14 protein-coding genes and 1 tRNA gene are annotated in these 12,079 nt (G+C 57.3%); all 15 read left to right on the forward strand.

The genetic code is table 11. The features are described from left to right. The first annotated feature begins 162 nt into the window (after positions 1 to 162). Positions 163 to 735, forward strand: a complete 573-nt coding sequence (locus tag R6V78_RS17525; protein WP_410290675.1) for a 5' nucleotidase, NT5C type — start codon at positions 163 to 165, stop codon at positions 733 to 735. Further along, positions 699 to 1,661, forward strand: coding sequence for a tyrosine recombinase XerC (locus tag R6V78_RS17530; protein ID WP_410290676.1), 963 nt, complete (start codon positions 699 to 701; stop codon positions 1,659 to 1,661). The genes R6V78_RS17525 and R6V78_RS17530 overlap by 37 nt, the downstream gene beginning before the upstream one ends. 21 nt (positions 1,662 to 1,682) lie before the next feature. Next, positions 1,683 to 2,240, forward strand: coding sequence for an ATP-dependent protease subunit HslV (gene hslV, locus R6V78_RS17535; protein ID WP_410290677.1), 558 nt, complete (start codon positions 1,683 to 1,685; stop codon positions 2,238 to 2,240). Between the two features lie 3 nt (positions 2,241 to 2,243). Beyond that, positions 2,244 to 3,608 (forward strand): ATP-dependent protease ATPase subunit HslU, encoded by a 1,365-nt coding sequence (hslU, locus tag R6V78_RS17540; RefSeq protein WP_410290678.1) that lies wholly within the window; start codon positions 2,244 to 2,246, stop codon positions 3,606 to 3,608. Between the two features lie 58 nt (positions 3,609 to 3,666). Further along, the gene (gene argB / locus R6V78_RS17545) at positions 3,667 to 4,563 is read left to right on the forward strand and encodes an acetylglutamate kinase (protein WP_410290679.1); all 897 of its coding nucleotides are present in this window, start codon (positions 3,667 to 3,669) and stop codon (positions 4,561 to 4,563) included. A gap of 102 nt (positions 4,564 to 4,665) precedes the next feature. After that, entirely contained in the window at positions 4,666 to 5,850 is a 1,185-nt protein-coding gene (locus R6V78_RS17550; protein WP_410290680.1) for an acetylornithine transaminase, read from the forward strand. Positions 5,851 to 5,887: 37 nt separating this feature from the next. Next, positions 5,888 to 7,096 (forward strand): argininosuccinate synthase, encoded by a 1,209-nt coding sequence (locus R6V78_RS17555; RefSeq protein WP_410290681.1) that lies wholly within the window; start codon positions 5,888 to 5,890, stop codon positions 7,094 to 7,096. A gap of 9 nt (positions 7,097 to 7,105) precedes the next feature. After that, positions 7,106 to 8,497 (forward strand): argininosuccinate lyase, encoded by a 1,392-nt coding sequence (gene argH, locus R6V78_RS17560; RefSeq protein WP_410290682.1) that lies wholly within the window; start codon positions 7,106 to 7,108, stop codon positions 8,495 to 8,497. 94 nt (positions 8,498 to 8,591) lie between these two features. Then, positions 8,592 to 8,939 carry a hypothetical protein gene (locus R6V78_RS17565; RefSeq protein ID WP_410290683.1) on the forward strand — a complete coding sequence of 116 codons (348 nt, stop codon included), beginning with the start codon at positions 8,592 to 8,594 and terminating at the stop codon, positions 8,937 to 8,939. A 32-nt stretch (positions 8,940 to 8,971) separates the two neighbouring features. Further along, positions 8,972 to 9,799, forward strand: a complete 828-nt coding sequence (gene dapF, locus R6V78_RS17570; RefSeq protein WP_410290684.1) for a diaminopimelate epimerase — start codon at positions 8,972 to 8,974, stop codon at positions 9,797 to 9,799. Next, positions 9,787 to 10,329, forward strand: coding sequence for a 2-amino-4-hydroxy-6-hydroxymethyldihydropteridine diphosphokinase (gene folK / locus R6V78_RS17575; RefSeq protein WP_410290685.1), 543 nt, complete (start codon positions 9,787 to 9,789; stop codon positions 10,327 to 10,329). Before dapF ends, folK begins: the two co-directional genes overlap by 13 nt. After that, the gene (locus R6V78_RS17580) at positions 10,326 to 10,592 is read left to right on the forward strand and encodes a YHS domain-containing protein (RefSeq protein WP_410290686.1); all 267 of its coding nucleotides are present in this window, start codon (positions 10,326 to 10,328) and stop codon (positions 10,590 to 10,592) included. Before folK ends, R6V78_RS17580 begins: the two co-directional genes overlap by 4 nt. Positions 10,593 to 10,653: 61 nt before the next feature. Next, positions 10,654 to 11,298, forward strand: a complete 645-nt coding sequence (gene fsa / locus R6V78_RS17585; RefSeq protein ID WP_410290687.1) for a fructose-6-phosphate aldolase — start codon at positions 10,654 to 10,656, stop codon at positions 11,296 to 11,298. 32 nt (positions 11,299 to 11,330) lie between these two features. After that, positions 11,331 to 11,894 carry a CDP-diacylglycerol--glycerol-3-phosphate 3-phosphatidyltransferase gene (gene pgsA / locus R6V78_RS17590; protein WP_410290688.1) on the forward strand — a complete coding sequence of 188 codons (564 nt, stop codon included), beginning with the start codon at positions 11,331 to 11,333 and terminating at the stop codon, positions 11,892 to 11,894. A 53-nt stretch (positions 11,895 to 11,947) separates the two neighbouring features. Then, a tRNA-Gly gene (locus tag R6V78_RS17595) sits at positions 11,948 to 12,022 on the forward strand. The last annotated feature ends 57 nt before the right edge of the window (positions 12,023 to 12,079 follow it).

Below are 12,079 nucleotides of genomic sequence, written 5' to 3' on the forward strand. Positions count from 1 at the left end.
CCAGCGTGCTGCCAATATCCCTATTGACACCTTCGGGGCGATGGGATTAATTAAACGGTTTTTGCCGGGTTTTGCTTGCCAATTGATGAACGGGTCCCAGTTAAAGAAAAAGACGCGCAAGCTGGCCTGAGAGGGTCGACAATTGTGAAATCAGGAAAAATGATGATTGATCCGGCTGCACTGGCCTTTGATATTGACGGCGTGATCGCAGACACGATGCACCTGTTTCTGGATATTCTTCGCGATCACTACGATGTCCATTCGGTGCGGTACGCAGATATTTCCTGCTATCGGCTGGACCATTGTCTGAATCTGGACGGGGATGTTCTCGAGGGGGCCGTGGCCCGGATTCTTAATGGGGACTACCGGGCAGCCCTCAAGCCTATTCCGGGCGCAGGACCCCTGTTAAGACGCATCGGTGAAGCCACCGGGCGCATCCTGATGGTGACGGCCCGGCCCGAGCCGGGCCCCATCGAAAACTGGATCAACCAGCTTCTCGACGGACAGCATCGGTGTGCGCGAATCATCGCCACCGGTTCATTCGAGGCCAAGACCGACGTGCTGCTGGAGAACGACATCAAGTGGTTTGTTGAAGACCGTCTGGAAACCTGTCACCTGCTCAAAGCCGCCGGCATTGAACCGGTCGTATACAAGCAGCCGTGGAATCAGGATCCCCATGATTTTCTTCAAGTGAGTTCATGGCGAGAACTCGAAGCGTGCATTGCCTTCCCATGACGCGTTCCACACTGACATCCCAAATTGACTTTTTTCTTGAGGCGTTGGCATCGGAGAAGGGCTATTCCAGGCACACCATCCGGGCCTATGCCCATGATCTGGCGGAGTTCGTCGGTTATGCCGTTGGCGCAGCTGGATTGCCTGACAAAAATGCGCAGCACGCACCGGTTCTCGACGACATCGACAGCTTGACGATACGCGGGTATCTGGGGCACCTGCACCGCAAAAATGAAAAAGCCACCATCGCCAGGAAACTGTCGACCCTGCGATCTTTTTATCGATTTCTGGTGAAGCACCGGCTGACCGACAAGGACCCCACGATCGCAATTCTGACACCCAAGTTCAACCGGAGGTTGCCGTCTTACCTGTCGGTTGACGATATGTTCCGCCTGCTGGACCGGACGACCGACGATACCGTCCTGGGAGTGCGCAACCGGGCCTTGTTCGAAACCCTATACGGGTCTGGAGTCCGGGTGTCCGAACTGACCGGCTTGGATGTGTTCGATGTTGACTTTTCCTCAGGATGCCTGCGGGTATCGGGCAAGGGCGGCCGTGAACGCATCGTACCAGTCGGCGAGACGGCCCTGAATCGGATTCAGACCTACCGGGACCGGCTCTATAACCAAACCGGCATCGGCATGGCGGCTGATGGCCCGCTGTTCTTAAATAAATTCAAGGGCCGGTTGAGCCCGCGCTCCGTAGCGCGTGTCCTGGAAACGATGATTCGGAAATGCAGCCTGGCGGTGCCCCTGTCACCCCATGGCATCCGGCACAGTTTCGCTACCCATATGCTGGATGCAGGCGCGGACCTGCGAACGGTTCAGGAGCTGCTGGGGCACAAGAGCCTGTCAACCACCCAGAGATACACCCATGTCAGCATTGACCGGCTCATGGCGGCCTATGACAAGGCCCACCCCAGGCGTTGAGAAAGGAACCGGGTTCAACCAATGGACCGACAACCACCGCAACATTCACTGCGCTTTCACGGCACCACCATCCTGGCTGTCCGGGGCAAGGACCGGGTCGTCATGGCCGGCGACGGTCAGGTGACCCTGAATAACACGGTTATCAAACAGCATGCCCGCAAAGTGAGGCGTATCTATAACGACACCATCCTGATCGGATTTGCCGGCGCCACGGCCGATGCCATGACACTGACCGAGAAACTGGAGCAAAAGCTGGAGCGCTACAACGGAAATCTGACCCGCTCGGCTGTGGAACTGGCCCGGGATTGGCGGGCCGACAAATATCTGCGCCGCCTGGAGGCGCTCATGATCGCCGTGGATGGGTCCTGTATGCTGCTTATATCTGGAAACGGGGATGTGATCGAACCGGATGAAGGCATCGTCGCCATCGGTTCGGGCGGGGTGGCCGCCCAGGCTGCGGCGACGGCCCTTTTCCAGCAGACGGATCTGGACGTGCGCAGGATTGTCGAGGCCTCCATGAAGATCGCTGCCTCTTTGTGTGTATTCACCAACGACCACTTCACCATTGAAGAGCTCTAAACCATGAACAACCTGAAACCCGGTGATATCGTGGCTGAACTGGACAAGTATATCATTGGTCAGAATGCGGCCAAGCGGTCGGTGGCGATTGCCTTGAGAAACCGATGGCGCCGCCAGCAGGTGCCCGATTCGCTAAAGGATGAGATCGCCCCCAAGAACATCATCCTCATCGGCCCCACCGGTGTGGGCAAGACGGAAATTGCCCGACGGCTTTCCCGGCTGAGCGATTCACCCTTCTTCAAGGTGGAGGCCTCCAAATTCACCGAGGTGGGATATGTGGGCCGGGACGTGGAGTCCATGGTCCGTGATCTCCTTGAGCTGACGGTCAATGGTGTTCGTACGGCCGAGCAGGAGGCTGTCAAGGACAAGGCCTGGCGCATTGCCGAGGAGCGCATGCTGGATCTGTTGCTGCCCAAGGCGGATCGCGGCCGGGCGGAAAACAGCGGAGAAGGCGGACTTGAAATCGTCACCGCGTCTGCGGAGGCGGCGTCTTCCACTCGCGAGAAGCTGCGCAAGATGCTGCAGGCCGGTAAGATGGACAGCCGTTATGTGGATCTGGACGTGGCCGACCGCAGCATGCCCATGGTCGAGATTTTCTCCAATGCGGGCATTGAGGAGATGGGATTCAACTTCAAGGATATGCTGGGTTCACTGCTGCCCAAGAATACCCGCCGCCGCAAGATCAAAGTTCCTGAAGCCATGCGGACCATCGCCGCGGAAGAGGCCCAGAACCTGGTGGATATGGACAAGGTGATTCAGGCAGCTGTTGCCAAGGTGGAACAGTCCGGCATCATTTTTTTGGATGAGATCGACAAGATCGCTGCCAAAGGCACGGGGCAGGGTCCGGATGTATCACGGGAGGGGGTTCAGCGCGACCTTCTGCCCATCGTGGAAGGATCCACGGTAAATACCAAATACGGGCCGGTGAAGACCGACCACATCCTGTTCATCGCCTCCGGCGCCTTTCATACCATTAAACCGTCCGATCTGATCCCGGAACTCCAGGGGCGGTTTCCCATCCGGGTGACCCTTGACGCTCTGAACCGCAAGGATTTCCAGCGCATTCTGACGGAACCGAAAAACGCGCTGCTGCTCCAGTATATCGCCCTGCTAAAAACCGAGGGTGTGGAACTGGACTTCTCCGAGGAAGCGGTGCAAAAGATTGCCGAGATCGCCGAAGTGGTGAATGTCCGCACGGAAAATATCGGTGCCCGGCGGCTTCACACCCTCATGGAACGTCTGCTGGAGGACATCCTCTTTGAGGCCCCCGATGTGAAGGACACGCACCTGACAGTGGATGCAGCCTATGTCGCGGACAAACTCAAGGCGATCATGGATGATGAGGATCTGAGCCGGTATATTTTATAGAAAAAAGGGCCCAAGCTTCGCAGGCAGGCACGCGAACCCTCGCGTAAAAGGAACCCCCATGGTCGAGCAGACGATCACCCCCAATTCAACCGTAGCGGACATCCTCATCGAGGCCCTGCCGTACATCCGCAAGTTTTCCGGCATGACTGTCGTGGTCAAGTACGGCGGCCACGCCATGGTGGACGAGCAGCTGAAAATCGATTTTGCCCGCGACATCACGCTGCTCAAGTTCATCGGCCTGAATCCGGTGGTGGTGCACGGCGGGGGTCCCCAGATCAACCGGGTTCTGGACCAGATGGGCATTCGTCCCCAGTTTGTGCGCGGCATGCGGCTCACCGACGGACCCACCATGGACGTGGTGGAGATGGTGCTCGGTGGCAAGGTCAACAAGGGCATCGTCGCCCAGATCAACCACCAGGGGGGCAGGGCTGTGGGGCTCAGCGGAAAGGATGGCGGTCTCATCGAGGCGACGAAGATGCGTATCGTCCATCAGACTGACGCAGGCAGCCCGCCCGAGATCATCGATCCGGGCATGGTGGGACAGGTGACCCGGATCAACCCTCAGATCATTCACACCCTTTCGGAAAAGGGTTTTATTCCCATTATCGCGCCGGTTGGCGCAGGAACGGAAGGGGAGACCTACAACATCAATGCGGATCTGGTGGCCTGCCACATCGCTACGGCCCTGGGTGCCGGCCGGTTGATACTGCTTACCGACGTTGACGGCGTGATGGATGCCGGGGGCGGTTTGATCTCTTCCATCGATGCGGCGACCATCAGCCGCATGATCGCCGACGGAAGTATCAGCGGGGGCATGATTCCGAAGATCGAGTATGCCCTTGAGGCCATCAAAAACGGCGTGCAAAAGGTCCCCATCATAAACGGCAGGCGCCGCCACGCGATTTTGCTGGAACTTTTTACCGACCGGGGCATCGGCACCGAGGTGACCGTTTAATTGAAAAGGTGCACCTGAAATGGGCTCACGGTTGACGGTAAATGATGCACCCCGGATCAACCAATCCACCCAACGGACCCAATATACTGAATCGGAGTTGAGATGACTGATACGATCATGCGCACCGCGGACCGGGTGATTGCAGCGACCTACAGACGGTTTCCCATTGTTCTGGAACGGGGCGAAGGCTGTACCGTCTGGGACACCCAGGGTCGCCGTTATACGGATTTCGTCGCCGGAATCGCCGTGTGCAACCTGGGCCATGCCCACCCGCGTATCGCCGCTGCGCTGGCCCGCCAGGCCAGACGGCTGGTGCATGTGTCCAATCTATACTACACCATACCTCAGACAGAACTGGCCCGCATGCTGGTGGAACAAAGCTTTGCAGACCGCGTATTTTTCGGCAACTCCGGTGCCGAGGCCAACGAGGCAGCCATCAAGCTGGCCCGCAAGCATTTCAACGATAAGGGAATGCCGGAGCGCTTTCGAATTGTCTGCATGGAAAAATCCTTTCACGGGCGCACCATGGCCACCTTGTCCGCCACGGGTCAGGATAAAATTAAAAAAGGCTTCGATCCGGTGCTGGAGGGATTTTCTTTTGTGCCCTTCAACGACATCGAGGCCCTCAACGCGGCCATCGATGATCATACCTGCGCCGTGATGCTGGAGCCCATCCAGGGGGAGGGGGGGGTGCGCTGCCCGGATGCCGGATTTCTGCAACGGGTGCGCGAGCTCTGCGACCAGCGGGGCGTGCTGATGATTCTGGACGAGATTCAGACAGGCATGGGGCGCACCGGCAAATTTTTTGCCCATGAGCATTATGGGGTGACACCGGATATTATGACCCTGGCCAAGGCCCTGGCCAACGGACTGCCCATCGGTGCCATGCTGGCTACGGAGAAGGTGGCTGCCGCATTTGGCGTTGGTGCCCATGCGTCGACCTTCGGCGGGACGCCCCTGGTTGCGGCAGCTGCGCTGGAGACGTTGAAAATCATGGTTGAGGAAAAGATTGTCCCGCGCGCCCTCGACACCGGCAACTATTTCCAGGAAGCCCTGAACCAGCTCAAACTGCGCCACAGCTGCGTGGCCGAGGTGCGCGGCAAGGGCCTGCTGCTGGGCATTCAGCTGAATGGCCCGGCCGAAGCACTGGTGCCGGTGTGCATGGAAAAGGGTTTCTTGGTCAACTGTGTCCAAGGCGATACCCTGCGGTTCGTCCCGCCCCTGATCATCCAAAAAAGTGAAATTGAAGCGCTGATCCAGTGCCTTGATGACGTGCTGACGCGATAAACAGGCAATTGATAATTTCTGTAAAAGGAGAACGACCGTGACTGAGAAGATAAAAAAAGTGGTGCTGGCCTATTCTGGCGGCCTGGATACGTCGGTGATCTTGAGGTGGCTCATCGAAACCTACGATTGTGAGGTGGTGACCTTTTCCGCGGATATCGGCCAAACCGATTCCTTGACAAACGTGAAGGCCAACGCCCTGAAAACCGGCGCGGTAAAAGCCTATGTGGATGACCTCAAGGAGACCTTTGTCAAAGACTATGTCTTTCCCGCATTTCGGGCCAACGTGATTTATGAGGGCCAGTATCTGTTGGGAACGTCCATCGCTCGGCCGCTGATCGCCAAGCGACAGATGGAAATCGCTGCGATGGAGGGGGCCGATGCAGTCAGCCATGGCGCCACCGGCAAGGGCAACGACCAGGTCCGCTTTGAACTGGGCTACTATGCCATCAATCCGGACATCAAGATTATCGCTCCCTGGCGCGAATGGGACCTGAACTCGCGGACCGCACTGATGGCCTTTGCGGAAAAGCACAGCATACGCGTGCCCACCACCCATGCCAAACCTTACAGCACAGACGGCAACCTGCTGCACATCAGCTACGAGGGAGGCATTCTGGAAGATCCCTGGGCCGGTCCGCCGGAAGATATTTTTACGCTGACGGTCTCGCCCAAGGACGCCCCCGACACCCCCGAAACCATCGAGATTGCCTTCACCAACGGCGACCCGGTGGCCATCAACGGCAAAACCCTGCCAGCGGCCGCCATGCTGGCTGAATTGAATCGGCTGGGGGGCAAGCACGCGATCGGACGGATCGATATCGTTGAAAACCGGTTTGTGGGCATGAAATCACGCGGGGTATATGAAACACCGGGAGGCACGATTTTAAGGCTGGCCCACATGGCCATGGAATCCATTACCATGGATCGCGAAGTAATGTATCTGCGCGACTCCCTGATTCCGCGATATGCCCGGCTAATTTATAACGGATTCTGGTTTTCTCCCGAGATGGAAGTGCTGCAGGGCATGATCGACAGCACCCAGAAAAACGTCTCCGGGGTGGTCCGCCTTGAACTATACAAGGGCAACTGCATCGTGCGCGGCAGAAAATCCGATCATTCGTTATACAGTGAAGCCCACGCCACCTTCGAGGACGATCATGTTTACAGCCAGAAGGATGCCGAAGGTTTTATCCGGTTGAACGCCCTGCGGCTGCGGATCCGAAAACTCATGCTGATGAAAGGGTAGGCGCGAAACATGGCTGAAAAACCTTGGGACGGGCGGTTTGCGGAGAAAACGGACAAACATGTGGAGGCTTTCACCGCCTCCATCGCCTATGACTGGCGGCTTTACCCCTATGACATCGCCGGCAGTATCGCCCACTGCAAGATGCTGGCCAAGGTCGGCGTCATCTCCGATGAAGAGTCCGTCCTGCTGGTGGAAGGACTGGGTACCATCAAGCGAGAGCTGGATCGCAGGGAATTCACTTTCGACGACAGCCTGGAGGACATCCACATGCACATCGAGGCCCGCCTGTTTCAGGTGGCGGGCAAGGTGGCCCAGAAACTGCATACCGCCCGCAGCCGCAACGATCAGGTGGCTCTGGACGTGCGCATGTACCTGCGCGAAGAGGTTCGACAGACCATCGATCTGCTGCAACAGCTCAAGGTGGTCCTGGTGGATATGGCCGATGGCCACCTGGATGTGGTTATGCCCGGCTACACCCATACCCAGCGTGCCCAGCCGGTGCTGTTTGCGCATCACATGCTGGCCTATTACGAAATGGTCAAGCGGGATCAGGCGCGCTTTTGCGACTGCCTGAAACGCATCAACGTGATGCCGCTGGGTGCGGCAGCCCTGGCCGGCACCACCTATCCGATCGACCGGGAATATACGGCCAAGCTGCTGGATTTCCCCGAGATCAGCCCCAACAGCATGGATGCGGTGTCGGACCGGGATTTTGCCATGGAGTTCCTTTCGGCTGCCAGCATCGCCATGGTGCACCTGAGCAGGTTCTCCGAGGAGCTGGTGCTTTGGTCTACTGCCGAGTTTGGTTTTATCACCCTTGCCGACGCATTTGCCACGGGCAGCAGTATCATGCCCCAGAAAAAGAATCCTGACATTCCGGAGATCGTACGCGGCAAAACCGGACGTGTATTTGGTTCGCTGGTGGCGCTGTTCACGTTAATGAAGAGCCTGCCAATGGCCTACAACCGGGATATGCAGGAGGACAAGGAACCGTTGTTCGATGCAGTTGACACGCTCAAGGCCTGCCTGCAGATCAATATCCAGATGATCCCGCGGATCACCGTGAATCGCCAGGTCATGCGCAAGGCCGCCTCCGTCGGCTTCCTCAACGCAACGGATATGGCCGACTACCTGGTCAATCAGGGCATGCCCTTTAGAAAAGCCCACACCTGTGTGGGCAACGCCGTGGCCTACGCGTTGGGCAAGGGCATAGAGCTGGACCAGTTGACCCTGGAAGAACTCAAACAATTCTCCCCGTTGATCAAAGCGGATATATTCGATCGACTGACCCTGGAATACATGATCAATCGCCGGCAAAGTGCAGGCGGGACGGCAACCGAAAACGTGATCCGGGCCATTGCGGATGCCAGGAGGGCGCTGAACAGTGAAACACCGGCGTGAATCGCGCAAGCCGGTGCGGTTACCGCCGATTGCGGTAGGTGCTTGCTTGGTGTTCAATTGTATATTTTGGGGTTGTGGTATCAAGGCGCCGCCGGTGCCGCCGCGGCAGCCACCGATACCCATGGTGATGGAACTGGCCTACCAGGTGTCAGATCCCAAAGTCACCCTGACCTGGCGCCTGTCCGGCCCGCTTTCCGGAAGGCAGGCCAACCGGTCGACATTTGGCATTTACCGCTCCCGCTCCGCCATCGATGAACCCGTCTGTGAGGGCTGTCCCCTGGTGTTTGAAAAGGTGGCCACGGCTGCAACCGTTGATTCGGGGGATAGTCGGTTTTCCATCGACATCCTCCTGAATCCCGGGTATCGTTATGTCTTTAAAGTACGCCTCGAGATGGACAACGGGGCTGGGCCCGATTCCAACGCGGTGCAGTTCGACTATTGATCCGATCAGTATTCAACGAGGGCTGAGCAACCATGCAACCGATCGCTTTTTTTAAAATGAGTGGCAGCGGCAATGATTTTATCATTATCGACAACCGGCAGGCGGTAGTGCCCGAATCCCGGCTGAATCGTCTGATTGTCGGTTCCTGCCGCCGCAGGATGTCAGTGGGAGCCGACGGCTTGATTCTGATCGAACCGTCGGACAACGCTGATTTCAAATGGCGTTTTTTCAATGCCGACGGCAGCCTGCCTGACATGTGCGGCAACGGGGCCCGCTGCGCTGCAAGATTTGCCTTCATCAACAAGATTGCCGATCGGCAGATGACCTTCGAAACCCTGGCCGGTATCATCGAGGCCAGTGTGATTGACGAAACCGTTAAAATTCGCATGACTTCGCCGGGGGAGCTGAAAACCGGAATTACCCTGGATCTGGAAGGAGAAACGATCCTGGTGGGCAGCATCAATACGGGTGTTCCCCATGTGGTGAGCGTCGTGGACGATATCGAAGCGGTCGACGTGGTTGCGCGCGGCCGTCTGATTCGGCATCATCCTGATTTTGCTCCCCAGGGAACCAATGCCAATTTCGTGGCTGTGGATAAAAACGGGGAAATCCTTATCCGGACCTTCGAGCGTGGGGTCGAGGATGAGACCCTGGCCTGCGGTACGGGCAATGTGGCCGCAGCGCTGATTCTGGCACATGATCGGGGTCTGGCATCGCCGGTCTCTCTGACCACCCGCAGCGGGGGAAAACTGACGGTTCATTTCGACAAACAAACAGGCGCTTACCGGAATGTCTTTCTGGAGGGTGACGCCCGGGTGATCTATCGCGGCGAGCTGTGGGAGGAAGCATGGCGGTCGTAGCCGCGGGCCATGCCGTTTTCATCTCCGTCGGGTCCAACCTGGGTGACAAGCTGGGCAACTGCCTGAAAGGCATTGCAGCGCTGGCTGGATCCTCCGAAACGCTGCTTGCGGGAACGTCCCGCTTCTACCGCACCTCACCGGTGGATTACGCGGATCAGGACTGGTTTGTCAACGCGGTCATCAAAATCACCACGACCCTGGACCCCATGGTTCTGTTGGATCGACTTGCTGGCATCCAGCGGCACATGGGGCGCAAAGCAGATGCGGTCCGTTTCGGCCCCCGGCTGCTGGATCTTGATATCCTGCTCTACGGTGACCAGGTGATCCGGACGTCGCGACTGCAGATCCCCCATCCGCGCATGCACAAAAGGGCCTTTGTCTTGCAGCCCATCTGTGATATAAACCCGGCGATTGTTCACCCGGTAATGGGACGGACGGTTGCCGACCTGCTGAATCGCCTCGGCGATGACGATCAGCGGGTTATTGCTTTGGAAAACCAGCCCCCCCTGTTACCAGACAGGTTGCCGTGAAACTGCTGCTGCTGATTCTGATCGTCTATCTGGCCTACCGGGCCGGCAAATCGTGGCTGATGCGTAACCTGCAGGCTCCTGCCCGCAACGGTTCGCTCAACCCCCGCATCGATGACGTGATGATCAAGGATCCGGTGTGCGGGATCTATTTTCCCCGGCGGGAGGGGGTCGAAATGCGACACGGCGGGCAAACGCACGTGTTCTGTTCACCTGCCTGCCGGGACCGATTTTTGGAAATGCAGAAAGAGAATAAACGCGCATAGCTGATTGCTGATAACGTGCAGTCAAGCCGCCCAACATCCGATCTTCAGGAAGGAATGCACCATGAAATTTTTTATCGATACTGCCAACGTGGCTGAAATTAAAGAGGCCCACAGCATGGGCATGGTCGACGGAGTGACCACAAACCCGTCATTGATCGCCAAGGAGGGGCGGGTTTTTGAAGCGGTCATCAAGGAAATCTGCGCGATTGTGGACGGCCCGATCAGTGCCGAGGTGATCAGCCTGGACGCCGCGGGCATGATCGAGGAGGCACGGGTGCTGGCAAAAATTCATAAGAATATTGTCATCAAGGTCCCCATGACCATTGAGGGTCTCAAAGCCACCCGCCAGCTCAGCGGCGAGAACATCAAGACCAACGTCACTCTGGTTTTCTCGCCGCTCCAGGCATTGATGGCGGCAAAGGCGGGAGCGACCTACGTCAGCCCCTTCGTGGGGCGGATAGACGACTTGGCCCAGGATGGCATGCAGCTCATTGAACAGATTGTTGAAATTTTCGCCAACTACGCCTTTGACACGGAAATCATCGTCGCCAGCGTCCGCAATCCCCTGCATGTGCTGGATGCTGCCCTGGCTGGTGCCGACATCGCCACCATTCCCTTTAACGTGTTGAAAAAACTGGCGGCGCATCCATTGACCGACAGAGGCATCGACGCCTTTCTGGCCGACTGGGAAAAGGCCAGAAAATAGCGGCCGACTGCCCATCCTCAAGGGTGTCTCAAATGAAAAAAGCGCAGATCAACTCGATTCTTACCCATCCCAATACGCTGACGCTCTTCCGGATCATCGCCGTGCCGGTTATTGTGCTTTTGCTGCTCGTGCCCAATCGGTTCACGGCGCTGCTGGCGGGCCTGATTTTCAGCGCCGCCGCTATTACCGACTATTTTGACGGGTATTTGGCCAGGCGCTACGGGCTGGTCTCCAACCTGGGCAAGGTGATGGATCCGGTGGCCGACAAGCTGCTGGTCTCCTGTTCGTTGATCATGCTCACCGCACTGGGTTGGATGCCTGCCTGGATCGCCTGCATCATTATCGGCCGGGAACTGGCGGTTTCCGGGTTGCGCAACATCATTGCCCAGAACAAACAAGATGTCTCGGCATCCAGCTTAGGCAAATACAAAACCGGGTTCCAGATTGCGGCCATTATTCCGCTGATGTTCCATTATCCGGCCTTTGGATTCGACTTTCAGGCCGTCGGCTTGTTCTTTCTCTGGGGGGCGCTGATATTTACCCTCTGGTCAGGGGCGGATTACTTCCTGCGGTTTAGAAAATTACTCCGAGGATAAACTTTTGTGTTGACAATCCGACCGTTAATTTATAAGTGTGCCACTTCAACTGGGCGGGAATAACTCAGTGGTAGAGTGCGACCTTGCCAAGGTCGAAGTCGCGGGTTCAAATCCCGTTTCCCGCTCCATTTTTTTTTTTGGGCGGCATAGCCAAGTGGTAAGGCAGAGGTCTGCAAAACCTCCAT

The sequence above is a fragment of the Desulfosarcina sp. genome, from assembly GCF_046496365.1.
In the GTDB taxonomy this organism is placed as follows: domain Bacteria; phylum Desulfobacterota; class Desulfobacteria; order Desulfobacterales; family Desulfosarcinaceae; genus Desulfosarcina.

Bases quoted from the DNA above. Each gene is read 5' to 3' on its own strand.
- argB (WP_410290679.1), top strand. From the start codon at position 3,667: ATGGTCGAGCAGACGATCACCCCCAATTCAACCGTAGCGGACATCCTC.
- dapF (WP_410290684.1), top strand. From the start codon at position 8,972: ATGCAACCGATCGCTTTTTTTAAAATGAGTGGCAGCGGCAATGATTTT.
- R6V78_RS17550 (WP_410290680.1), top strand. From the start codon at position 4,666: ATGACTGATACGATCATGCGCACCGCGGACCGGGTGATTGCAGCGACC.
- folK (WP_410290685.1), top strand. From the start codon at position 9,787: ATGGCGGTCGTAGCCGCGGGCCATGCCGTTTTCATCTCCGTCGGGTCC.
- hslU (WP_410290678.1), top strand. From the start codon at position 2,244: ATGAACAACCTGAAACCCGGTGATATCGTGGCTGAACTGGACAAGTAT.
- pgsA (WP_410290688.1), top strand. From the start codon at position 11,331: ATGAAAAAAGCGCAGATCAACTCGATTCTTACCCATCCCAATACGCTG.
- argH (WP_410290682.1), top strand. From the start codon at position 7,106: ATGGCTGAAAAACCTTGGGACGGGCGGTTTGCGGAGAAAACGGACAAA.
- R6V78_RS17525 (WP_410290675.1), top strand. From the start codon at position 163: ATGATTGATCCGGCTGCACTGGCCTTTGATATTGACGGCGTGATCGCA.
- hslV (WP_410290677.1), top strand. From the start codon at position 1,683: ATGGACCGACAACCACCGCAACATTCACTGCGCTTTCACGGCACCACC.
- fsa (WP_410290687.1), top strand. From the start codon at position 10,654: ATGAAATTTTTTATCGATACTGCCAACGTGGCTGAAATTAAAGAGGCC.
- R6V78_RS17530 (WP_410290676.1), top strand. From the start codon at position 699: ATGGCGAGAACTCGAAGCGTGCATTGCCTTCCCATGACGCGTTCCACA.